Below are 25,771 nucleotides of genomic sequence, written 5' to 3' on the forward strand. Positions count from 1 at the left end.
AAATCTATAACTCCCGTCTAATATTTATTTGAGACAAACCAACTAATAATGGTGTAACAAAAGTTCGCATAGCAGCATGAAATGATGTAAAAATACCAATTAAGAATAAAGAAATTAATATAGATTTACAAAGCGGACTTATTTTTATTTTAAGTATATTGTAACTTAAACCCAAAAATATTAGAATAAAGATCAAACCCAAACTTCCATGTTCTGCTAATAATCGACTGAATTCAACATGGGCAAGATTACCATTATGAGTAGGTCTCAGATATTTAGATGCCCCTGCACCTACTCCAGTAATTGGAAACTCCAAAAGTAATTCAATATCACCTAGTAAAATATCAAAACGATTAGTTGTGTACAAATTTAATGTCTTATCTCGAGTTCCTTTTAAGGTACTTTGAGTCTCCCCTTGATACCTCAATAAAAGTTTCCCATCGGTAATTTGATTTCCCAAAGTAATTGTAATTATAATTATGAAGGTAGCTGGCAAAACATATTTTTTGAAGTTAGGCAGTCGATATTTTATTCTGTCTTTTAAAGAAAGATTTGAGACATACCAGCCAACAATAATAATTCCTAATGCACCTCCTAACATACCCCCTCTCGAAAAGGTAAGTAAACCCTGAAATAAAAATCCAAAAAGTAGAAATGCATCTAATTTTCTTAATCCACTCCATTTCCATCGGTTTAACCAAAACAAAAAGGTTAGAAAGGCACCAAGTCCTAAAGCCGTTGAAACCTGATTTGAACCAAATCCCCCTGTGGTAGAAAAATTAGCACCTAAATTAAACTCTATTTCATTGTACGCTGGAGTTTTAATGAAAGTAAATACCAAAACACAGAATAAAGGGTATAACATTAGCCCTAGTGTATTTTTAAGATGAGGAAAAACTAAACCAATATTACTAAAATATAAAATGGCTAAAGTCAAATTGACAGGTCCTAGTAAATTAAATACAATATCAGAAAATATTACCTGACTACTCAAATCAAAAAATAAAGCGGGCAATAGCAAAATAAACAACCAAAAACCTACTTTTCTTTTCACATTATTTCTTATTATCCCATATCCAAGTAATATGAACATCAAGTATTTACTTAATTCGTAAGGAACATAGGGCGAAGTTTGAGCCATCCTTGCCAATAGCTCAAAAGGAACTAAATAGGCTATTAAATAAGAAATCGCTAAATTCCTGCTAAAGTTGTGACCTGATAACACAGCAGACAATGATTTGAAAAAAACATAATAAAACCAGAATATCAATGGCCATGGACTTACTGTAGAAGAGATTCCTAATAAAGCATGAAAAACCAGCCAGTACTTTTTTTTGTGTATATTTAAAAGTTTACCTAAAAACACTTTGGGGTTTATTTAGTCCTGATTCTTCATTTAATCCAATTACTTTTAATAATTCTTTGTACCCTTTGGCAAAGGCCTCTCCACTATAATATTTTTTAACACTTTGATGCAAAAAATCGGCTTTCTTAATTGCAATATCTGGTTTGCTAATTGCCTCTAAAATAGCTTCAGCAAATTGTTCAGGGTTTGATTTAGGAATCAACCATCCTCCTTTTCCGAGATTAACCACCTTAGCGCATTGGCCTACATCTGTTACTACCACAGGTTTTCTGGCTAAACCATATTCAAGTAATGTCACAGGTAATCCTTCGGATGTAGACGAAAGCACTGCTATATCTGATTGCTGAACTAAAGACATTACATCTATTCGAGATCCCATTAATTCAATTTCATTTTCTAATACCAATTCATCAATCAGGTTGCTCAACTTAAGATGATACTCTTCATCAGGGAAAGCTCCAACCAAAAATAATTTAAGCTGTTTTGCTCCTTTTAATTTATGTTTTGCCAATGATAATGCTCTTACCAGTGTAAAATGGTCTTTTGGATACCTCAGGTTGGAAACACAAATGATATTAATAAAACTCTCTTGTTTTTTCTCCTCTAAAAACTGACAAACTGCTTCTTCAGGAAAGTTATGGAGCAACACGATTTTCTCTTGGGGAAGTTTCATATTTTTTCTGGACCAATCAAGCAAGTCTTCATTAACCGTTATAATTCCATCAATTTTAAAAGAAATTGCTTTATACAACAAGTTTTGAAAAGAAGGCTTAGCTGCTCTAGCACCATTATGGTCATGCCAAATTAACCTAACCTTTGGAAATAAAACCTTAATGCCTACACCCCAAATAACAGACGAGGAATGAGCATGTACCACCTGGATATTATACTGCTTAATTAAGTGAGTTAACTCATTAAATGATTTTAAATCAAGGATGTGCTTCTTATATAATTTGAAATAAGGGAGATCTTTATTGATAAGTTTTTCCAGTGCCCCTCCACTTCTGGTAGCGCAAAGAATTACGTTATAATTTTTTCCTTTCAATAAATGGCTTATACTCAAAGCCATTCTTTCAGCTCCTCCTGAATGAAGTGAATCGACTAACTGAAGTATATTCAAATTAATGATTTTATGTCTTTTTCAAATCTTTCCAGTGTATATTGTCTAGACCATTCCATTGCCTTTTTTGATACTTTTAGGTAGTCTCTTTTTTTACAAATATAATTTATTATACACTTGGATATAGATTCAGGATTTGGTGTAAGTAACTCTCCTCTTTTCCCAAAACCAACCATCTCTGGTACACAGGAGACTGGCGAGGTTATAGGAATACAACCCCACCACATGGCTTCTGCAACAGCTTTAGGCCAGCCCTCAGACTTAGAAATAAAAATTAAAAAATGGGATTCAATTAAAACCGCCTTAACCTTTTCTGCCGATACATTGCCTAAAAAATGTACTTGATCCTGGATTTGCAAATTTAGTACTTTTTCTCTTAATCTTTCCCTTTCCAAGCCATCGCCACAAAAAGTCATAGTTACATTTACACCTTGCTTTTGTAATAAGTAAACCACTTCAAGTCCAATCTCCGGTCTTTTATTTTTTACTAACCCACCCACAAAGACCAACTTTACCTGATTGGCTGAATGTATTGATTTTTGAATATCAAGCCTGTCCATTTCTGAATAGGATGCAGTATAAAATGGTTTAATATTTTTAGTATTATTTGACCAATTCCCATATACTAATGCCATCATATTTTTTGTAAGAAAAGCACTTTTCAATATAAACCTCTGTAAACGATAGCTCCAAGGTTGTTTACTTACAGGATCCCAATTCCCGGCATATTTAGCTGTTTTGGTTTTATGAGGAAATAATATTTGTAAGAAACAACCAATTAAACCTACATTACCTGGACATCTCAAATGAATATGATTAGCATTTTTCATTGCGATGAAGCAGTAAATAATAATTTTAATTATTTTTATTGGTGCTATAAATCTTTCTTTATTTGTGAGAATATTGAAAGCTGGAATAGGGATAAAAGATATATTTGGATGTTCATAAGGCAAATCTATAGCCCTTGGAATTGAAGCATTAGGATTTAAAACGCCTATAACCTTCACATTTTCTACATGATTTAGCCAGATATTCATTTCCCTTATATAAGGCCCATAAGCATAATATTTCCCATTGTGAAATGTGTGGTTAACATGGGTGATAATAAGAAAGGGATTTCTCAAGCTAATAATGAATTATAAAATTTAATATTTTCTTTATACAAATGCTCAATACTAAATCTTTCATAAACATCCTTACGAGCATTACTTCCTAGTTCTTGAGCTTTTAAAGGATTTTTAAATAGATAAACTACTTTTTCTGCAATATCCTCAGGATCAAATGGATCACATAAAAGGCCTGTTTTATCATCTTTCACTACTTCTGAACCTGGACCTAACTTACTTCCCACCAAGGCTTTTCCCATGCTTAACACTTCAATCCAAGCTAAAGGCATCGCCTCCATGTGTGAAGGATAAACACATACTTCAGACTCCTCAATAAACTTAGGCATCTTATTATTTTCTATTGGTCCTAAAAACTGAATACAATTCTTTACTGAAGAATCAATAAAATCATTTAAAAACTCTATATATGACTTCCCCGTTTTTGGAAATTTCCAATCACGACCAGCAATTAATAAATGCGCGTTAGAAACCTCTTTTTTTATTAATGGAAAGGCTTGAATCAATTGTCTAATACCTTTTTTTTCACATACTGTTCCTGCAAAAAAAATTCTACCTGAAACTTTCTTTAAAATGTCTGAAGGGTAAAATGAATCTAAATTTGCAGGGTTATAGATTACCTTACCTTTTTTGTCTGAAAAATCAATATACTTTGAGGTATGCTCCATTACATAGTTACTAACCCCAATAATTTTATCAGCATTTTTGAAAGAACGCTTTTCCTGAAAACCTTTCCAAAAGTTAATTTTTCTTTTTTCAGATTCAGCAAAAAAATGATGACCTCCATGTAACCGAATTACATATTTAATATCTCTGTTTTTTTTTATAAAGGCAAAACCGAACTCTGATGCCTCAATGATGTTTATTTTATCTTTTTTATGTATTTGATCTAGTTTTCGGTTAATTTTTTTTGCATGAATCAGCCAGTTAAGTCCTTTAAGTTTATTATTTCCCAATCGATAAATAGCAACTCCTTCGTCAATTTCATATTCGTCTGCAGAATTCATATTCATTCCTACAATCGATACGTTATGCCCATTTTTTATTAAGGCATGTCCTAGCGTTTTTATAAAGGTACCTACACCACCATGAGGGTAACCTTCCCTTGGGTATTCATGAGTTAGAAAGCAAATGTGCATTACTTTTTAAAATTATTTTTGAAATAAAATCTGAGGATAAGTCTAAACTAAAGCCTGTAACACGCTCTAACCAGATTAACCTTTCAGAACCAACAGTATTTGGAAATTTTATAGATTGTTGCACACAATTTAAAATATCACTTTTTTTATTTATCCAACCCACAGCATCAATTCCTTTTAATGTCTCAAAATGCTGAAAATTATAAATTGTTTTAACACTCCAGTTTTTTGCAAAAGGAAAATCATAATTAATATATAGGGCTGGACGATTAAAAACTGCAAAATCCAAAGCCATTGTAGATCCGATATTTATAACAGTATTACAATGATAAGCCAGGTTTACAAGTAATTTCACATCTTCAAATTTTGGAAAATTCATTGTCCAAAAGCTTCCATTGTTCCATCTAGGAGGAATATGTTTTATATATAAAAATTTATTTAAAACTTTCTTATACCGTTCAACAGTTTCAACTGGGACTTGCCTAAATAATAGTTCAATAGATGAATCCATACTAAGTGCTTCTGCTACATCATTTAAATAATGTGAATCATAAGGTGAAGTTGTTTTATCATCTCCTGAAAATAGTACCCAGCTTTTATCTTTATTTAGTTTATACTTTTTAGCAAATTCTTCTCTGGAAACAATCAATTCACTTTTTTTATAAAAATCAAATTGAGGAGTCCCAGTTACAAAAATTTGTTCATCCTTTACTTCCGGATAATAATATCTTAATTCTTTTCTCATATAATCAGACCAAACAAAATACATGTCAGTTCTAAAGGGGAGCCTTGCTTTTGGCAAATTATCCCAAGAAAAAATAGCTGTACTACTTTGAATCCCTAAATCTTGAGCAGCCAACATTATGGGCATACCTTCTGGAATTCGTTGATGTGTACAAAAAATAAAATCAGGTTTTATTTCCAGTAATTGTTCTCTAACAAAATTATAAGCAGTTGACGATTTAGAAAAACTAAAAAGCCTTTTCTCCTCTTTTAAAATTCTTTCCTCCGAAACCCAAAAGCTACCTAATAATTTTGCTATACTGTACAAAATCTTTCTTTTTAGATTATTATTTTTCTTATTCCAATTACTTAATATCGTTTTATTTTTAGTTTTTGCTACATTTAATATTAATCTTGCATAAGAAATCGCTTCCCTCCATAATCGTATTTTTGTTGGTTCAGTAAATTTCACAAAATCAATACTAGTTAATGGTTTTATGTTATGCAATTGCTCAATTTCCCGCAATATTGTTTTATCTAAACTATGCCAAATCACAACTTCTGCATTGTTATTTATTAAATTTGGAATTAAATCTGAATACAAATAATTTCTAACACCAACACCATCAGGTATTATTAAGCAAACCTTCATTATTAATTAAATAATTATGTATAGCTAATTGATTTCTATAAATATTAATTTTTGTTAATCTTAAACTTCGCTATAGCTTCCTTAATTAATATAGAATTTATATTTTCTTTGGAGACATAGTTAATTAAATCTAACCTATCAAAAGTAATTTTTTCTCCTGCCTGATATAATTTCCATACCTTTTTAAATATTAATATCAACCCCTCCTCATCATCCGTTTCGGTCATATATTCATATCCTTCACCTAACAGTCTCCTTACCTCAGAATGCATTGGGGTAAGGGCAATAAAAGGAGTTTTTGAATAGACATAATCTGAAAATTTCCCAGGTAAAAAGGGGCTCTGTTTGGCAATAGCTTCTATTATTAATAAAACTGTTGCACTTTGCATGAGTTCAATACTTTTTCTGTAACTAATCCTTTTTTCAATAATGACTATTCCCTCCTTATTTTCAAACTTTTTAATAGTTTCTTTCAATTCAGGCGCTACACTACCAACAAAATATAATTTAAAATAATCTTTAGCATCAGGATAACTCAGTATGAAGGAATTAAACGCATTAAAAAGATGAGTAGGGTTTCTAGGGCCTAATAAAGTACCTAAATGCAAAATATTTATTTTCTCTTCGTCAAAAACCAGACGAGAATCCTCATCTCCTTTAGTTCTTGGCAATTCTTCAGGGTTTAATAAAATTCCAGGATGAGGAATAACGATACATTTACCCTCAATTCCTTGATAAAAACCACACATCCATTCCATTAATAATTGAGAAGGAAAAGAAACCATGTTAGCTTTATCCAATACTCTCTTAAAGTTATTGGCAAGTAAATGGTTAACCAAATTCTTATCTTTTTCAGATGAATAAGGTAAAGGATAAAACTTTTTAGGAAAGGGATCATGGATATTTGCTATCCATGGTATATTCGTTTTAACTTTTGCCATTGCAAAATGGGCTGCAAAGCTCATCCCTGTGCCAAGTACTAATATCAAATCATATTGGTTTTCCTTAAGATGGTTATTTATAGACTTATACCAGTCTTTAATTTTTTTTGAAAAAGAAATCCCAAAGCCATCTAAATAAGTAAAAGCACCTCTTATTTTTGGGATTTTTAACAAGAACCTTTCAAATGAGTTTAATTTGCTATTTCTAATTTTATCCAGAGATATTCCTTCTAACCAACTATAGCTTAAATCACTTTCATCATCATGCAAACAAGAAATATCATGTTTCCCGTGTTTCAAGCACATAATAAGTTTGGATCTCCCTATTCCGGAAGATGTCTTATTTATAGATAAGTTTTCTACTAATATTAATATTTTTAATCTTTGCAAAACCATAAATTATTTTCTGGCAGATTCGAAATATTTTCATAATCCAACTCTTCCATATTCATATTTTTCAACTTATACCCTAATGACATTAAATGTTGTACAATACTATCTAATTCATTATTAACCTTTGGTCTATATTCAAGAATAATATTCTCGATTTTTAAGGATTTGTTATCCCAATCAATTCCATTAATTACTTCTTGTTCATGTCCTTCTACATCTATTTTTATTAATTTAATGTTATTCAGATTGGAAAATTCTAAAATATCTTTCAAGGCCATTGTACTTACAGTATGACCTTCTCCCACATTAATATTAGTCTTACTTAAAAAACTGGAGCTTACATTTCCAGAAGAATGATTATTTAATACTAATATTCTCTTTGCATCAGAAACAGGAATATTGAAAAGAGTCAAATTATTAAAACCATTAATTGTTTTATTAGTACTAAGACTGCTAAAAGCCTTATAATGTGCTTCAAATGAAAAAACATTTACTTTTTTATTTGCTGCTCCAGTTAATGAATGAAGTCCCATATTAGCTCCTACATCAAAAAAAAAACCTCCTTCTCTTAAAATTTTTTTTATTAATGCTAATGTTTTCGGCTCATAACTTCCTTTAGTTAATAACAGTTTATCGCCAAAGTTTGATAAATTAAGTTTTACAATAAACTCTGTGTTAGTTAAATAAACTCCTCGAAATATAATTAGTCTTCTAATAATTTTATAGAAGAGTCTAAATACTCTTTTCCTAAACAGGTTGTAAAAAAATATTAAAACTTTATCAGTGGGTGAATATCCTATAAATTTATTCAAATGTTCCTTTTGTTAAATTTTAATTATTCATTATTTCTTTAAAAAGTCTAAAATAAAGCCAACTGTCTTTAAATTAAGTAAATTAAAAACTATATAGCTGATCACTATATAGGCTATTGTTAGGCCTAAGCTCTCTAAAAGCGATTTATCAAACAAACTGAAGGTTAAAGTAAAAACAATCCCACTAATAACCTGAACTACAAAAAACTGTTTGGATAAAGATGGAAAGTCATTAATTTTTACACCTAATTTTTTAACCCCTACAATTGCTTTTATTAAATCAAAAAATAAAACAACCATACAATAAACTGTAATGTATATCTCCAGGCTTGGCAAAAGTAGCCATGTAATCACATATAAAATACTTATTAATATTATGGATTTAGAAATGACAAGTCGTGTATTGATTTTTATTTCTCCAAGTGCAGTCAAAATGGGGAAGTAAGGGAACAATATTATTTTAAAGATATTAAATAAAAGAAAAATCTTCACTGAAGTAATTGCAGGAATCCACTTTGTTCCAAAAATCATTGGGATAATATAATCGGAGTAGACAATGCCCAAAACAAAAAATGGGATTAATGAACTGGCAAATAAAAATAAATTATCAAATACATGTATTAATTTTTTAGTATCCTGTTTATAATTTGATAAATAGGACATGACCAAACTTTGCTGAGGGCCTAGCAAATAATTAACAGGCATTGCAGCAGTACTACTAGAGAAATTATAGAAACCAACTGAACTTAATGAATAATTGTTTTTCAAAAAAAACTTGTCCCCTTGTTGTGATAAATAAACAGAGATACCACTTATCCATGAATGTTTTGCAAACCACAAAGTCTTTTTGATTACATTTTTTTTAATTTTGTTAAATTTTGGTGTGAAACCACTTGTCCTAACTAAAACTCCTGTATAAACTACTTGTTTTAGTATAGCTCCATAAGCAAAGCAAAATACCCCAAAACCAGATATTGCAAGACCTACCTTTAATATAATTCCCAAAAGTTCACCTATTACGCTTGCTTTTGTTATTTTTAAAAAATCTAATCGTTTTTTTAATCTCATTTCATTTATCTTACCAAAAATTGAAATGAGATAAATTAAGGATAATAACTGTATTATTTCTATTACAGTTTCATCAAAAAAATCACCTAATAAAAAACCTGAGAAATATTGTGTTGTACATAATAAAGTATTAAACAAAACTCTTAAAAAAAAAACTGAATTTTCAATTGCATCTATTTCGTCAGAAGGAGTTTTGTTATCACCTATAAAATTAACCTCAATGATATAGTATGTTTCAAGTCCAACATCAATTACCAAAGTAAAAAAACTAGTAACTAAGGTCACCAATACCCAATAACCATAATCTTCTGGAGTTAAAATACGAGCCAGTATAACTGAAGCAATAATCGAGATTCCCCGGATAAATATATTTCCAAATAAAATTGCTTTGGAAGCCTTTTTTCCACTTTTAATCATTTTTTAGAGTTTGGAAACCAAAGTAAAATTTATCCATTGCCAAACAAAAAAACTATTTTCACTTTGTCCATCTTTATAAGCTTCCCAAAGCTCAATTAACTTTTCAGGTATTACAACATTATGTTTTGAAAATCGATTAATTTTTTCTTCAACAAAATGAAGCAATTCATTACCTAACCATTCCCTTTGTGGTGTTTGTAGAGGTCTTTTGGGAGCTAAAATAATCTCACTTTTAAGGTACTTATTAGCTAATTCTCTAAGTGCCCATTTTACTTTTCCTTCATGGATTTTCATTGATAAAGGTAAAGCAAAGGCATATTCTATCAATCGATAATCTAAAAACGGCTCACGAAGCTCCGTAGAGTGCATCATGGAAACCCGGTCATTAAAGCGCAATGCCCTCGGAATTTTAGTATAAAATAAATCTCGGTATTGTTTATTCAGCAAATCCTCTTCAAAAGGTTTAGGGTAGGCTTCAATTAAAGCATTTGATTTAAATTGTTCCGTAAGTACTTCAGGCTTAAATGGACTACTATTTACTCCCTGAACTATTGCATCAGAATTTTGATGATAATAATCGTACCCGGCCCAGGCCTCATCCATTCCTTGTCCATCTAACAATACCTTTATTCCTTTTTGTTTTGCCCTTTCAAATATTTTGGAATAGGCTATTGTTGGAATACCTCCATAGGGTTCATCCTGAAAATAGCCAACTTTTTCGGAAAGTTCAGGGACTTCTTCAGCCGTTAATAAAACTTTATTTAAATCCTTGTTTGTAGCGGCAATTAATTTCTCTACCCAGGGCAGTTCATCATAACGCTCATCATCACAATAAAAAGTAAACGCTTCGATCTCCTCATTTGGAAATAAATGATCAACTGCCCCTAATAAAGTGGAGGAATCCAATCCACCACTAATATTAAACCCTACTGTTACATCAGCCTTAAATCGTAATTGAATACTATCTTCCAATAAATACTGATACTGCTCCAGATGTTCCTCCTTCGATCTTGATAGATAGGCTTTATCGGCTTTGAGCTTATTTATACGATCAATAAAATGATACCATCTTTCAGTTTTGAATTTCCTATCACCATTTAAGCCAATATAAAAATAGTGGCCAGATTCTAACTGAAAAATATTCTTCCAAAAAGTCTTATTCTTATATTGATAGTACCCTCTTGTTAGAAATGAAGCCCAAACCCCTTCATTTCTTTTTTTAGGAATACCTGCTACATGCAAGGTTTTTATTTCACTTGCGAAATAGAAATTGCCATGAATATCATAGGCATAATAAAAAGGTTTAACTCCAAATCGATCTCTGGCCGCAAAAAGTTTTTGATTTCTTTTATCCCATAATGCAAATGCAAACATCCCATTCAATCGGTTGAGCATGTCTTCCTTCCAGCAAATATATGCTGCTATTAAAACCTCTGTATCTGATTGTGTTTTGAAAGAATATCTATTTTTGAGTTCTTTTCGTAATTCTTCATAATTATATATTTCTCCATTAAAAACAAGAATATATTGCCCACAATTGCTAATCATTGGCTGATTAGCCTCTTCATGAAGGTCAATAATACTCAACCGATTATGCCCTAAAATAAAATTTTCATCTTTCCAAACACCTCTTGCATCTGGTCCTCTATGATGCTGAACGTCTAACATAATTTGCATCTTCTCTTCCCTACTCCCTACTTCTCCTAATATTCCAGCTATTCCACACATGCTAAATCAGTTAACTTATTCTCTGCCTTTTCCCAATCTTTCATAGTATCAATATTCACATAATGGTTTTTATCCGCAAGAATATATCCTAATTTCTGCCCATACAATGAGTTTTCGTTTAAGATTACTTCAGCTTTAGTAAGATAAATTGACCCATCTCTGAAATAAGCCTTAGGGAGTTCTTGTCGTCTTGGGACCAATGTATTTTCTCCTGTCGCTATTTTTAACTTCCCCTCAGGGTCTGGCTCAAATACCCAATGTGGATTATACTCATGAGGTACCTCCAATACAGAAATCAGCGCATCCATTTCTTTCTGTTTGAACTTTGTTATAGCCTCATCTATAAATCCTTTTGGTCGAAAGGGATTAGTAGGTTGTAATAAACAAACTGCATCATACTGAATACCATTATCAAGAAACCAATTTAAAGTATACTGAATAACAGGAAGTGTTGGAGTAGCATCTTCAGCTAATCTTTTAGGCCTAAGGAAAGGCACTTCTACACCTAACTCTTTCCCTACTTCAGCAATTTTGGGATCATCTGTATTTAACATCAATTGATCAATCCCTTTAGCTTCCAAAGCCCGCTCTATGGTATAATATATAAGAGGGTGCTTTCCTAACAACTTAATATTCTTCCCAGGTACACCCTTTGAACCTCCTCTGGCTGGTATAATCCCTAATATTTTCAATACACAAGTTTTTTATCAAATGTTAATGGCAGAGTTGCCAGTAAATGGGCTGTTTTTAAACCAGCCTCCCCATCCCCATAAATTTTATCTGGAGGATAATTTCCATTTTGCCACTGCTCTTCTATACTTTTGATTAGGTTATCAACATCATAATTAATATCTTTTACATTTCTTCCTCTCTCCCGTCCTGCTTGCCTGGTTCCAATATTAATCACAGGAACACCCAAATAGGCACATTCCCGTATGCCCACACTAGAGTTCCCTATCAGGCATTTGCTGTTTTTTAATAATCGTAGAAAGTCATTGGGTTCCATATTTTTAAAGAAATGTACATGAGGCATCTCATAAATTTCTCTGTAATGCCTTATTCCTCTTGAAGTGCCATCTGCCCCTGCATCTACATTTGGCCAGAACCATAATGTGGGGTATTGCAATTGATTAATGGCTTCCAGGGTAATCTCTATATGTTTTCTGGATTCTTTATATTCAGTAGTTACCGGATGCTGCATGACGACCAGATAACCGTTCTTCAATTCCTTCAGGGCTCCTACCCCCCCATATTTTTCAAAGGGATCGAAATCCATTTCTGGTTGCATCAAAACTTCATGCGCTAAATCTATAGATGGACAGCCGGTTAAGAATACCTTTTCAGGGTCTTCCCCCATCTTTATTACTCTTTCCTTAGCCTTGGGGGAAGCTACAAAATGCAAATCAGCCAGTTTGGTGATGGCATGTCTTACTTTTTCATCTATATTCCCGGTTACCTCTCCCCCCTGTATATGCACCAGTGGAATATTCATATAAGAGGCTGCAATCGCAGTGGCCATGGTTTCAAAGCGATCTGCAATGGTTACCACTGCATCAGGTTGCAGGTTATCGAATACACTGGACAATTCTAATATGCCCAAGCCAGTAGTCTTGGCCATAGCGGCCTGGTTCTCTCCTTCAAGGACATTAAATACCTTGGCTGTAATTTCAAAGCCATCTTTCTGCATCACATTCACTGCTGTACCGTATCGATCCAATAAAGCAGAAGCCGCTACTACCAGCTGCAATTCCAAATCAGGATGGTCTTTTATGGCTTGTAAGGCAGTTTTCACCCTGCTATAACTGGGCCTGGCAGTCACTACTACACATATTTTTCTTTTATATGGCATTACTTTAATGCTTTAGTTGGATATTGGGTTTGGTAGAGGCTCTTTTTATTATCTGTTTTAACATGCTCCTGCTTATTTTAACCCCCCCCCTAACCTCGGAATGCCGAACCACACTCAAGAGGGGAGACCTTTAGTTTCCCTCCTCTTGAGAGAGGAGATTTTTATTTCCCCTCTTGAGAGGGGATAAAGGGGTGTGTTTTCCTTATTTCCATTTATGATACTGCTCAATCTACTTCCCCTCAAAATCCAGTATATAGTTTTCAATTGTGCTTAAGACATTATCTATATCATTCATCACTTCATCATCTTCAAACCTCAAAATATGAACTCCTAATGAATTTAATTTTTCTTCTTTTTGCCTGTCTTTTATGGCTGTTACTTCTTCCTGATGAGTGATGCCATCCAGTTCTATCCCCAGCATAAGTTCATGGCAAAAGAAATCGAGTATATAATTGTTAATTGGTTTTTGCCTGTGGAAATCATAGCCCATCATCTGCTTTCCTTTCAAATATCCCCACAGTTTGATTTCCGATTTTGTACTGTTATTTCTTAGTGATCTGGCTAAAGCTTTAAGCTTCGGATTATAGGGAATGATTTTCCTTTTAGCCAATTTGCATTAATTTGTTTTTTTGATAGTTAATTTTTTAGCTTGGGTCTTCTTTGTACATTTTTACACACCCCTAACCTCGGAATGCCGAACCACACTCAAGAGGGGAATTTTTAAAATTCCTATCCTTTATATGTATAGGTTTAAGAAAAATATACTCCTAGCTTTGGTATATCAAACCTCACTCACGAGAGGAAAACAGAAACCTCCCCTCTTGAGAGGGGCAGGGGGTGTGTTTTCCAAATTACCCAATAAATAAAACATTTAAGCATCCGAATCAATATCCTCCCAATTCAGGAACTCCCACTTTTTCATATCTCTTGTAATTCTTTTACCCACTACTGCCCTAAATTCTGAGGCCAGGATACCATGTCCTTTTGGTTTTTTGGTTTCCAGATCATTTACTGTAATCTTATGACCCTGGTTTAATGGTTTATTAACTGCCAGTGATTTTTCGAAAATTCCTTTTAGACTTGCAAAATCACTATTGTCAGTTTTGTCAATTGGATGGTTTAAGGTCGTTTCAATAAACCTAACCCCTTTCACTAAATCTTTTACCTGCTCAATCGTTAGGGATGATTTTGCATCCGGGCCAAACATATTTTTATCAAATACAGCATGAAACTCTAAAATTTCTGCTCCAAGTGAAGTTGCTGCTATAGCCGGATAAATTTCCCCGGAATGATCCGATAAGCCTACAGGTATACCGTATCTCTCCTTTAATTCATTAAGCACATTTAAGCCGATTTGTTCGGGAGCCGTTGGATAACTGGTGGTGCATTGTAACACCGACAATTCATTTCCATAGGGTTTCAGGAAGTTTATGGTAGCATCCAGCTCTTCAAATGAACTCATCCCGGAAGAGAGAATAATTGGCTTTCTGGTTTTAGCGATTTTTTCCAACATTAGAAAATTATTTACTTCCCCTGACCCAATTTTATATCTTTTAACCCCTACCTCTTCTAATAATTCCACAGCAGCATTTGAAAAGGGAGAAGACATAAATTCCAATCCCACCTCATCACAATGTTTTTTTATACCCAGCCATTGTTCCCTGGTGAATCCCATTCTTTGCCAGTATTCGTAGCGGGTATCGTCCTGAAACGAGAACTTCACTCTGAAGGGTTCATGAATACTACTTTCTGCCTCAGCAATATGGGTTTGAAACTTAATGGCATCAATCCCGGTTTTGGCAAGCGCATCAATATAAGAATGCAAAATGCCTAAACTTCCATCATGGGCCTGCCCAATTTCCGCTATAACCTCTACTTTTTTCAACTAATACAGTCTACAAAAACACAAAAAACCATACATTTCTTTAATTGGATTATTCTTAGCCAAATATTTAATTTTATTTACATTTAATTCATTTCGGCTAAGACAGCCTGTCCACACAGTGTTATTTCTTACGCTTCTCACTAAAACTTTCACAAAACAAAACACAAGCTTTTCCCCAAATCACAGTATAGTATTCAAATAAATTTTTAACCTATGGTTGACTTACTAAAGTTAATCACTAAAACACTAAACAAATGATCAAATTTCATTTGTCTCCCAACGCTTTGGGAAATGGAGATGGGGCCTTCAAGGCTACTGTCAAACCTATGGGCTCTCTTACGCCCGAACAATTGGTGGAGCGCATCCTGGCTAAAAGTACTACTGTCAGTAAAGCCGATGTACTTGCGGTACTTTCTCTTTATGAAGAAGTGAAGCAGGCGGCTTTGAAAGAAGGCTATAGCCTGGTTACGCCAACAGGTAACTTCCGACTTTCTATCGGGGGTACCTTTAATTCTCAAACGGATCGATTTGATCCCAGTCGTCATGAGATCCGGGTCAATATCAGTGCCCCTACGCCAATGGTCAATTTTATTCGTCAGGCTTCTGTGGAAAAGGTTGAGGGTTCTATACCAAGCCCTTCCATTCTGGAGCTTCAGGATGTCACTTCCAATACCACTAACCAGACACTTACTCCAGGTGGTTTGGTGAATATAGCGGGTAAACGTTTGAAGTTTGATCCTGCAAATCCTGATGAAGGCATTTTCTTTATTGACTCGGCTAACACCGCTACCAGAGTCGATGCTGTGGCCGACAATAAACCAGCCCGGTTGATTTTTATGGCACCAGGCGGTTTGGCCAAAGGCGATTATAAAGTGGAAGTAAGAGTTGCTTATACTCAAAATAATGTCATTAGGATTGGTCAGTTAGGTCAGGTTTTAAAAGTAGCCTGATTTCATCTTTTTATTTCAAATAATTAATTTAATAAAGGCCGTGCTTTCCGCATGGCTTTTTTTATGCCTTTATTTAATATTTTATTCCTTCCCAACTGGATCATTTTATATCCCTTACCTGTTAATACACACCACTCAATAAGCAAACGCTTCAGTTGTAGTAAGCAAAGCCTCCGTTTGCCGTAAGGAAACGGTCTGCTTCTGGTAAGCAAACGACCACGTTCCTTATAAGGAAACACCTACAACCCTTATAAGCAAATGGTCACATTGCTTATAAGGAAACGACCTCTTTGCTTATTGGGATTGTAGGACGATCCCAATAAGGGAGTGTTAAATTTCCTTCTTTTGATCCTGAAATCAGTCTTTTTTGTGCTTGTTTTTTCCTCCCACTGGCCCCCTCAGTGAGGGGGAAATCATGTTTGTCTTTGCCAGATTCTGGTTTCTGACTCAATCTTTCATTATAAATCTATAGCCGTCAGATTAACAAAATTTATTATCCTCTTTGGCAACCAGGATTACTCAGATAGGCGATTGTATCGCCAGTCTTGCGGAAAGTTACAAACTTTCTATTTATTTAATAGGCTTAAGTAAACGCTTTGCTTGATACTTAAGCCAGGTAGTGCTATTTGAATTTTCACCATAAATCTAAAGCTCTCTTCACCTTATACTTAGCCCAAATCTCCAACCGCTTATTCCTAACAACTAAATACTAACTTCTAATCACCAAATATCTTCTACCCTTGTTTTTCCTCCCCCTGACCCCCTCGGTGAGGGGGAAAAATCTCTCCCCTTCTGGAAATGCTTCGGCACCCCGAGGACTAAGGGGAAGGTTTTTAACCGCCAAATTCCCTTGAAACTTAATCCAGAAAAAAACCAAAATCACTAACCACTTATTCCTAACAACTAAAAACTAATCCCTAACCACTCATAACTAACAACTAATCACAAACATCTAATATCTCACCCCTAATCACTAGTCCCTAACCCCTACTTACCATCAACTTTAAAATACTCCACATACCACTTCACAAATTCATCTATGCCTTCCTGTAGCGGTGTATTCGGCTTATAGCCAATTTTGTCTTCCAGTTTTTGGGTGGCGGCAAAGGTTTTGGTTACATCTCCCGGTTGCATAGGTAGCATTTCCTTTTTAGCCTTTTTACCCGTAGCCTTTTCTATGGCTTCTATAAAATCCATCAGGTTCACCGGCTGGCTATTGCCTATATTATATATGGCATAAGGTGCACTGCTACTATCAGGATTGGGCAGATGATGGTTGAAATGTTTATTTCTTTGGGGAATTGCCTTAATTGTCCCACAAACTCCCTCCACTATATCTTTTACATAAGTAAAATCCCTTTGCATTTTCCCATGATTATAAACCTGGATGGACCTTTCCTCCAAAATGGCTTTGGTAAATTTAAAAGGGGCCATATCAGGTCTTCCCCAGGGGCCATATACCGTAAAAAACCTTAAACCTGTCATAGGGATATCAAACAACTGGCTATAGGTATGCGCCATGGATTCGTTCGATTTTTTAGTAGCCGCATAAACAGAAGCCGGATGATCGGCATGATCCGATTCTTTAAAGGGTATAGATTGATTCAAACCATATACCGAAGAACTGGAAGCATAAACCAAATGTTTTATTTTATTATGCCGACAGGCTTCCAATATATTGAAAAAACCTGTGATATTACTATCTATATATACCCTGGGATTGTCAATGGAATACCTCACCCCTGCCTGAGCAGCCAGATGAATGACATAATCAAATTTTTCCTGGAAGAATAAGCGCTCTAGGTTGGCCGGATCGGTGATGTCTATTTGAACAAATTTAAACTTAGCATTCCCTTCCAGCACCCTGTTATACATCACATTTTCTCTGGTGAAGGGTCCGAGCTGAGCCAACCGGTCAAACTTTAATTGTTTATCGTAGTACTCATTGATGTTATCAATACCAACCACTGCATACCCCAAATCCAATAATTTAAGGCAGGTATGCATTCCAATAAATCCTGCAGCTCCGGTGAGTAATACTTTTTCCAATTTATAATTTTTTGATGGTTTGCCGGGGTAATCTAACCTTTATTCTAAGTGAAAAACTTTAGTTTATCCTTAGGTTTAACAATTCCATTGTGAGTATTAAACTTAAATCAGTGAGGGAACTCCTTTCATTGCACTTCTTTGTCTCTCTGAAACAGCCCCCTAAATACAGCTTCGCCTCGTAAGTCACACCACAAACAATGTAACTGATTGATAACCAATACTGTATATTTTTAGTAATTCTTTAAATCAGGTTGTGATTTTAGGTAAAATATAAGTTAAAAAAAACAACCCGATACCCACATTCAAAAAATAACCTTACTAATAGAGGAGTAAGGCATTTAAAAAATTTTGCCTAAGATAGAAGGAAATAATGAACTTAAAAAGCTGCCAAAGCAATTTGATTCACAGGAATACTGGCAATCAACTGATAACCAAGATTTTCCAGTGCTAAACTTACTGATCCATTTTTGTGTTTAACTACAATTCCCGTATTTCCCTTCAATGTTCCCGCCTTTATCTCAAGCCGGCTCCCAATAGCCAGGGATTCTGCCTTTATTTCTGTATAATTATTCAATAAAAACCGGATGGCTTCTATTTCATGCTCCCTTACAATAGCAGGTTTGCCCAGGTAATTCACAAAGCGCACTACCCCATTGGTTTCCAAAACATCATACTTATGCTTGATGTCAATCCGCACAAAGAGATAGGAAGAAAACACCGGGATTTCCACTTTCTTTTTTCTGTCACTCCACTGCCTGAGGGTTTTCTGTAAGGGAAGAAATGTTTGAATATTTTTATCAACAAGACGTTGATTTACCTTTTTTTCATTTTTGGGTTTTGTGTAGATTACGTACCACTGCTTATCCATGCAATCTTTTTTATAGACTAAAGTTAAAAAAATAATTTGTTTTCAGGAGACAATTATCCTCTCCGATTTCACCTGAAATACAATTATAGTGCTAGTGTAAAAGGTATCAACAAGTAATACCAGCATTAATCTGACAGTCAATTGGTTAAGTCAATAAAACACCTCACTTCAATAATTCCCAATATCCGCTATAAACCACCTTTTCTTTGCCAGGTCTTCAGTAGAGACCTTGCTTGCACCTTGCTTTGGATGCTTAAGGGTCGCAAAAGGCAGCCCCATACCGGGACCTTTTTTTAACCACATTGGAAATTACTGACCTCTCTTGATCTATACTAATTGTACTAGTATAAAACACTTCATCTTATATCATTTAAGATCGTAAATATTCAAATTAATGGGCAAATGCGCAAGCCTAAATATTTAAAATTGCGTTTTTTTGCTCATCTAATTGGATTTCTAAATTTTACCTTTATATATATATTTCCAGCACTTATATATTGATCATTCCAGCTTTTAAAATTTGTCCCCATAATATACAAAACAGGTTACCACCATGGCTTCTTATTTCCGGATCTCTGTCCCTTATTGCAAGGCAGGTTATTGCCAGGGAAAATTCTCTCAATAAAAAAAGCTTTATTTACCTATTAGGATTTGGCTTTCCGAGGTCTTTTTCTTTTAAAAAACATAAAGGTTATTCCCATTGCTAAACCAGTACTAATTATCCAGTATTTTGGTCTATTTATTCCCTTTTCTAATATAGGATCGGTATTTCCAATAAGGATGAAATTAGCCCAATGGACAGGGGTCTTATCAATTTTATAAAATTCATCACTTTGCAAATAATCCAGCTTAGCCTGCCTCAAAGCCTCGTCCTTAGGTAATCCATCCATTAAATAGGCATACATCTTTTGCGCAATAAATGAGGTGGATTTGTCTTCAGCCCGCCATAAGGTCATCATAATATTGGGGCAACCTGCATAAGCAATGGCCCTTGCCAGACTCATAATGCCTTCTCCCCTTTGAAACTGCCCACTTCCCGTTTCACATCCACTCAACACCACCAGTTTGGTACTATCGAATTTGAGGTTATACAATTCATGTACAAATAATTTATAGGCTGAGGCAGTTTCATTCCCTGTAGGGAAAAAAGTAATATAGGAAAAAGATGGGTCCTCCTCATTTACACTGGCATGGGTTGCAAAATGTAAAACCGAATATTGTTGGTAAGTATTCAGAAACTCCTGTTTGGTTGCCTGCTCGTTCAGGTAAAAACTATTGGTGATCCCACTCACCTCCTGTCTGGAAGCTGGCAGGGGACTCAGAAAATTTTCCCTTGAGGCCAAAAGCCTTGGCTCATGGCCTTGGTCCCCGGCAAAAGGCGCCATAGCCAATATTTCATTTTTCGGATTTACGGAAGTTTGCTTTGCATCCAGCCAAAGTTTGGCAGAACTGGATTGGCTTATACTAAAGTTTTCTATTAAATACCTTTTCACCTTTAAATCGACCATAAATGCATCAAATGGCAAGTAATTCAATTTCCCATCTGGCACAATAACCAGTCTTCTACTGTCATTCAGGTTATTTTCAAAAGGATGAAAAAGCTGTTTGTAAATCTGATGACTTAAGTGGTCCACCACAAAAGGCTCTCCCGATTTATAATTTTGGCAGGTTTCCAGATATTGATCAATATTGCTCTTTAATTCTGGATTGAGGGGGAATCTTTTAATGGTCAATGCTTCAGGTGTGACTAAAAACCCAATAATTTCCTTTTCCCCCCAGAAATATTCCAGTAATGATTTTTCATCTTTAGCCAATTGGTGCTGTAAGGCTTTCAGGTTAATTTCATCCCTGGCATATTTTAATGCATAGTATTGGGGATAAGCCTCAAATGATTGAATTACTTTTGACAATTCTATTTCCAGACTGGCCAATTTAGATTTTAATTTATCTATTTTTCCCTGGCTTTTTGCATTTCCCAGTTGGTTTTTCAATCTGGAAATTTGTATTTTCAAATCCTTTTCCTGGGCTAAAAGATGATTGGGGATACCGGCAAAGCTTTTTATTTCCTGGTCATTGATGGACTCTTTTAACACTGCTGCTTTGTTTTGCTCTGAAAAATTAAAGGCCAGTTCTTTATAGCTTTCATCCTGTGTTTGGGCATACAATTGCAATGACACCCTTATTGATTCCTCAAAAACCGGGGAAACTTCATTCAGGAAAAAAAGTTTGGCTTCATCATTATGATAGCCCTTTCTAATTTTATCTCCCAATTCCATGGCCAGTCGGTAGCAATCCAGCACCTGGGGCAATTGAAAATAATCTTTTTGTAGCTTTATACTTTCCTCCATCAGTCTGGCCTTTACTAACAGAATTTGAAAGGTATACCTATCTGACAAGGTGGGAGTGGCGGGTTCTGGGTTAGTGGTGGGATCAAGGGAAGAAAAACCTGGCACCACAGAAACTAATGCCTGCTGGATTTCTTCCATAGCTTTTTGGGTTTGGCCCATTTCCATTAAAACCTCTGCACGCTTTTTATACGCCCCCGCCAACAACACATTATTAAAATCAAAATACTTTTGGTTAATTTCAATAGCCTTTTTAAAATAAACCAATGCACTTTCCAGCTTACCCAGGCCTTTGTAGGCCATCCCCATATTTTCATATAACCTAAATGCAATTGTAGCATCTATTTCAATCTGAGCATCATACTTGCTCAATGCAATTTCAAGGTATTTTATTCCTTTATCAAAATTTCCCAGCTTGTTGTGCATAACCCCCAGATTCTGGTATAAGACCAATTGGGTGATTTCTTTTACGCCTTTATTTGCCTTGGTTTCATCCAATAATTGTTGGGAAAGAGCGAGACTTTTTTTGAATTCTCCCTGCCGCTTGTAAATGGAGGCCAGATTGTTTTTGGCCCGAAATATCGCATCTGTTTTTTCGGGGAAATGGTGCTGGTATATTTCCAGAAAACGGGATGTATAATTTAAACTTTGCTTATAGTCCCCCAGGTGGTAATAATAAACTCCGATGTATCCCATCAAATCGGCTGTGGATTTACTGTTGGGAAAATTCTTTGAAACTTCTTCAGCTACACCATAATAATATTTTGCTGAATCAGATTTATTCAGTAAGGCATAAGTCTGTCCCAAAACCTTATTCAACTTTAGCGTTTTTGAAGAATTGGAACTGAATGATTTTTCAATTTCCAAGGCACTTAAATAGTGAGGAAGGGCCTTTTTATATTCACTGTACCAATAATAAACTGCTCCGCACCTGGAATGGATCTGGGAAATTTGTGGGGAATGCACATCTATGTTTTGCTGAATGGATAAAGCTTTGTAAAACTCTTGTAAAGCGAGTGTATCCAGGCTTTTTTTCTTTTGATTAAAATGTGTTTCTCCTTTTTCCAGATGCCTGGCTACAAGAATGCTGTCTGAAGTAGAGATGAAATCAAGTCCGTAGGTGTAAATGTTAAGTGAGGAAATTAGAAGTAATAGTATAGCTAGTCTGAGTTTCATATATAAGGGTAGTTGTGCAAAACCCAAATCTATTATAAAAAATGTATTATTAAAGCTATTTCTCTAAAGAGGCTTCGAATTACAGATTTATTTTACATTCATTATGGTTTGAGCAAATACTTTGTAGCCCACCGTCCCTTCAAATCAATATTTTTTTAAGCAAAGGTTTTACTCCCTTTCCTCTTCAAAAACATTAAAACAGCACCCACAATTAGCGCCAGACTAACCCAAAAATAAATCTGTTTGTAAATCGGAAGGCTGGCGATGGGGTCAGCATTTCCAATTACGATAAAATTAGCCCAATGTACTGGGGTTTTATCGATTTTAAAAAATTCATCGGAATGCAGGTAATCGAGTTTGGCCTGCCTTAAAGCTTCATCTTTAGGCTTTCCGTCTTCCAGGTATTGATACATTTTTTGGGCAATAAAAGAGGTGGATTTGTCCTCTGCCCGCCATAAGGTCATAATGATATTGGGGCATCCAGCATAGGCTATAGCCCTTGCAAGGCTCATAATCCCCTCCCCTCTTTGGAATTGTCCGCTTCCTGTTTCACATCCACTCAACACCACCAGTTTGGTACTGTCAAAATTCAGGTTGTACATTTCATGGACATATAACCGATATTCTGCATCCTCACCTTTGGGGAAAAAGGTAATATAAGAAGACGAAGGTTCCTCTTCATTTACTTCAGCATGAGTGGCAAAATGGAGGATATTATAATTCTGGTATTCATCCAAAAAACGATTTTTAGTAGCTTCTTCATTGATATAAAAATGATTACTGATCCCTTTCACCTCCTGCCGGGTGGCGGGTAATGGACTAAAATATTTATCCCTAAATGCCACATATCCCAGGGCTACATCCTTGGCAAAAGGAGCAATAGCCAGAATTTCATTATTCCCTGAATTATTAATTTTCTGTGCATCCAGCCATAACTTTCCAGAATAGGATTGGCTAATGATATATTTTTCAATTAAATAGAAATCTTTGTGGGGCTCAGTTTTCAAGGCATCAAAGGGTAGGTAATTAAGTTTGCCATCGGGGATGATTACCAGTTTTTTATATTTTGAAAGCTCCTTTTCAAATGGTTCGAAAATTTTATTATAAATTTCATAGCCGGACTGATGTCCTCCAAAAGGCTCCCCGGGGCTATAAGTTTTATAAGCAGTATAATATTGATCTATATTATTAATTAATCCACTATCCAAGGGAAATCGCCTGATCAGAAAATTTTTTCCACTTACCAGAAACCCAATAATTTCTTTTTCTCCCCAAAAATATTCTAAAAGAGCCTTATCTTCATGCTGAAGTCTTTTTTGAAATTCCTCCAGATTTACTTCATTGTTGGCATACTTTAATGCATAATAATTTGGATAAGCTTCAAATGATTTAATCACTTTCCCTAATTCTATTTCCAAATCTGCCAACTGCAAGGTGTATTTATCAATTTTTTCCTGGTCATTGGCATTAGCCAGTCTGCTTTTTACCTTGGAGAGCTGGATTTTCAAATCCCTTTCCTGTACCAATAATTCTTTGGGGATTCCTGTGTATCCCTTTATCTCATGGTTCTTAATGGATTCTTCAAGAACAGCAGCCTTACTTTGTTCTGAAAACTGGAAAGCCAAATGTTTGTACTTTTCATCCTGCGTATGTTCAAATAATTGAAGAGCTACACGAATAGACTCCTCAAATACCGGATATACATTGTTTTGAAAAAATATTTTTGCTTCATCTGAATCATAACTTTTTCTTATTTTCTCAGCGAGTTGTAAGGCTAATTGGTAAGTATCTAATACTAATTTGGAAGTTTCAGAATCGTTGTTTTCATTAAATTTTTCAATTATTTCAGCCTTGCTAACTAAGATTCTGAAAGTTTCAAGATCAGATAAAGTTTGAAAAGGATATTTTGGGTTGACTTTAAAATTTGGGTTATTAAAATTAATTATAACAGTTTTTATGGCTTCCTGAATTTCATCCTTAGCCTCCTTACCTAAATTCATTTCATTAAGGAGAAGAGCTTTTTTCATTAGAATATTAGCAAATAAAACATTTTTATAGGGAAAATATTTATTATACTCAATAATGGCTTTATCGAAATATTTCATCGCAGAATCAACTTTACCTAACCCTTGATATGAAGTCCCTAAGTTTTCGTAAAGCCTTACAGATAAACGAGAATTTGAACTCTCGTCAAAATTATGATTATCAATTCCACGTTTAATAAACTTAATTGCTTCTTCAAATTTATCCACTTCATTATATACAGTACCTAGATTCTGATAAAGGATAACAAAAGTTTCAGCAATTCTTACATCATTTTTACTTCTATCAGTTTGATCTATGATTTCTTTATATATTTCTAAACTTCTATCATATTTTTCCAGCCTTTTATAAATTGTAGCAATATTATTTTTTGCTCGGTAAATTGCCTTTTTATAACTAGGGAAATAATTTTCATATATTTCTAAATACCTTAAGGAATAATTCAATCCTTGAATGAAATTTCCCGTTTCAAAATATAAAAGCCCAATAAAACCATAAAGATCAGCTGTAGTTTTACTATGTGGATAATTATCAGACAATACTTCTGCCTCTGAATAATAAAAAAATGCAGAATCAATTTCTCCAAGATTCCAAAACACCTGACCGATTTTTTTATTGATTGACAACAAACTTTCCGTGTTGTTTGGCAGGTTTTCTTGGATTGATAAAGCTCTTTTATAGTAATCTAATGCACTATTAAAATCTTTATACCAATAAAAAACACTTGCACATCGTAAATTTACCTTTACATTTAAATCAGAAAGCTGGCTTTGATGATTCAAAATGTCTATTGCACTCAAATATTCTTTTAAAGCCAAGGAATCTAATTTTTTCTTTTTCGATTCAAAAAACTTATCTCCAGCTTTAATATAATAATTAACTTTTGTTGAATCAGAAATAGTAAACTCAGCATGAGAGTTCAATGGAGCAATGAATAAAATAAAAATTATAAATACCACTACTCTAATTAACATAATAGATAACATTTTGCTTGCCTAAATATATTAAAAATGAAAATTATATTTAGCATCTGCGGAAAATTATAAACCTCAATTTTAGTTTATTGATTAAAATCCATAAAAAAAACCGACTGAAAAAGCCGGTCATATTTTATATATAATGT

The 25,771-nt window shown here is 34.3% G+C and carries 19 protein-coding genes; 1 reads left to right on the top strand and 18 read right to left on the bottom strand.

The features are described 5' to 3' along the window. Positions 1-4: 4 nt before the first annotated feature. The 13 genes from A3EM_RS0128115 to A3EM_RS0128175 form a co-directional block, all read right to left on the bottom strand. Positions 5-1,366, bottom strand: coding sequence for an O-antigen ligase family protein (locus A3EM_RS0128115; protein ID WP_020531592.1), 1,362 nt, complete (start codon positions 1,364-1,366; stop codon positions 5-7). Next, on the bottom strand, positions 1,353-2,486 hold the full coding sequence (locus A3EM_RS0128120; protein ID WP_020531593.1) for a glycosyltransferase: 1,134 nt from the start codon (positions 2,484-2,486) through the stop codon (positions 1,353-1,355). The genes A3EM_RS0128115 and A3EM_RS0128120 overlap by 14 nt, the downstream gene beginning before the upstream one ends. Further along, entirely contained in the window at positions 2,483-3,523 is a 1,041-nt protein-coding gene (locus A3EM_RS0128125) for a glycosyltransferase family 4 protein (RefSeq protein WP_157638126.1), read from the bottom strand. Before A3EM_RS0128125 ends, A3EM_RS0128120 begins: the two co-directional genes overlap by 4 nt. Before the next feature lie 83 nt (positions 3,524-3,606). Beyond that, positions 3,607-4,749 (bottom strand): glycosyltransferase family 4 protein, encoded by a 1,143-nt coding sequence (locus A3EM_RS0128130; protein ID WP_020531595.1) that lies wholly within the window; start codon positions 4,747-4,749, stop codon positions 3,607-3,609. Continuing rightward, positions 4,724-6,124, bottom strand: coding sequence for a hypothetical protein (locus A3EM_RS0128135; protein WP_020531596.1), 1,401 nt, complete (start codon positions 6,122-6,124; stop codon positions 4,724-4,726). The genes A3EM_RS0128130 and A3EM_RS0128135 overlap by 26 nt, the downstream gene beginning before the upstream one ends. A gap of 44 nt (positions 6,125-6,168) precedes the next feature. After that, entirely contained in the window at positions 6,169-7,455 is a 1,287-nt protein-coding gene (locus tag A3EM_RS0128140; protein ID WP_157638127.1) for a glycosyltransferase, read from the bottom strand. Continuing rightward, positions 7,443-8,270 carry an FkbM family methyltransferase gene (locus tag A3EM_RS46350; protein ID WP_020531598.1) on the bottom strand — a complete coding sequence of 276 codons (828 nt, stop codon included), beginning with the start codon at positions 8,268-8,270 and terminating at the stop codon, positions 7,443-7,445. The genes A3EM_RS0128140 and A3EM_RS46350 overlap by 13 nt, the downstream gene beginning before the upstream one ends. Positions 8,271-8,300: 30 nt before the next feature. After that, the gene (locus A3EM_RS0128150) at positions 8,301-9,755 is read right to left on the bottom strand and encodes an oligosaccharide flippase family protein (protein ID WP_020531599.1); all 1,455 of its coding nucleotides are present in this window, start codon (positions 9,753-9,755) and stop codon (positions 8,301-8,303) included. Positions 9,756-9,758: 3 nt separating this feature from the next. Then, the gene (gene asnB, locus A3EM_RS0128155; RefSeq protein WP_020531600.1) at positions 9,759-11,483 is read right to left on the bottom strand and encodes an asparagine synthase (glutamine-hydrolyzing); all 1,725 of its coding nucleotides are present in this window, start codon (positions 11,481-11,483) and stop codon (positions 9,759-9,761) included. Then, entirely contained in the window at positions 11,471-12,175 is a 705-nt protein-coding gene (locus A3EM_RS0128160; protein ID WP_020531601.1) for an acylneuraminate cytidylyltransferase family protein, read from the bottom strand. The genes asnB and A3EM_RS0128160 overlap by 13 nt, the downstream gene beginning before the upstream one ends. Then, the gene (gene neuC, locus A3EM_RS0128165; RefSeq protein ID WP_020531602.1) at positions 12,172-13,332 is read right to left on the bottom strand and encodes a UDP-N-acetylglucosamine 2-epimerase; all 1,161 of its coding nucleotides are present in this window, start codon (positions 13,330-13,332) and stop codon (positions 12,172-12,174) included. Before neuC ends, A3EM_RS0128160 begins: the two co-directional genes overlap by 4 nt. 229 nt (positions 13,333-13,561) lie before the next feature. Then, positions 13,562-13,942, bottom strand: coding sequence for an endonuclease domain-containing protein (locus A3EM_RS0128170; RefSeq protein ID WP_020531603.1), 381 nt, complete (start codon positions 13,940-13,942; stop codon positions 13,562-13,564). A gap of 261 nt (positions 13,943-14,203) precedes the next feature. After that, positions 14,204-15,217, bottom strand: coding sequence for an N-acetylneuraminate synthase family protein (locus tag A3EM_RS0128175; RefSeq protein WP_020531604.1), 1,014 nt, complete (start codon positions 15,215-15,217; stop codon positions 14,204-14,206). A 254-nt stretch (positions 15,218-15,471) separates the two neighbouring features. Here A3EM_RS0128175 and A3EM_RS0128180 point away from each other — a divergent pair, with 254 nt between their 5' ends. After that, the gene (locus tag A3EM_RS0128180) at positions 15,472-16,167 is read left to right on the top strand and encodes an HU family DNA-binding protein (RefSeq protein WP_020531605.1); all 696 of its coding nucleotides are present in this window, start codon (positions 15,472-15,474) and stop codon (positions 16,165-16,167) included. 271 nt (positions 16,168-16,438) lie between these two features. Here A3EM_RS0128180 and A3EM_RS0128185 read toward each other — a convergent pair whose 3' ends face one another. From A3EM_RS0128185 to A3EM_RS0128220, 5 genes are all read right to left on the bottom strand, one after another. Then, positions 16,439-16,618 carry a hypothetical protein gene (locus A3EM_RS0128185; protein WP_020531606.1) on the bottom strand — a complete coding sequence of 60 codons (180 nt, stop codon included), beginning with the start codon at positions 16,616-16,618 and terminating at the stop codon, positions 16,439-16,441. 536 nt (positions 16,619-17,154) lie between these two features. Further along, positions 17,155-18,216, bottom strand: coding sequence for an NAD-dependent epimerase (locus tag A3EM_RS0128195; protein ID WP_020531608.1), 1,062 nt, complete (start codon positions 18,214-18,216; stop codon positions 17,155-17,157). A gap of 376 nt (positions 18,217-18,592) precedes the next feature. Continuing rightward, positions 18,593-19,084 (bottom strand): UpxY family transcription antiterminator, encoded by a 492-nt coding sequence (locus tag A3EM_RS0128200; RefSeq protein WP_020531609.1) that lies wholly within the window; start codon positions 19,082-19,084, stop codon positions 18,593-18,595. 644 nt (positions 19,085-19,728) lie between these two features. Further along, positions 19,729-22,605, bottom strand: a complete 2,877-nt coding sequence (locus tag A3EM_RS0128215) for a CHAT domain-containing protein (RefSeq protein WP_020531612.1) — start codon at positions 22,603-22,605, stop codon at positions 19,729-19,731. A 155-nt stretch (positions 22,606-22,760) separates the two neighbouring features. Then, on the bottom strand, positions 22,761-25,622 hold the full coding sequence (locus A3EM_RS0128220; protein ID WP_020531613.1) for a CHAT domain-containing protein: 2,862 nt from the start codon (positions 25,620-25,622) through the stop codon (positions 22,761-22,763). Positions 25,623-25,771: the final 149 nt, after the last annotated feature.

This window comes from Flexithrix dorotheae DSM 6795 (assembly GCF_000379765.1).
Classification (GTDB): domain Bacteria; phylum Bacteroidota; class Bacteroidia; order Cytophagales; family Flammeovirgaceae; genus Flexithrix; species Flexithrix dorotheae.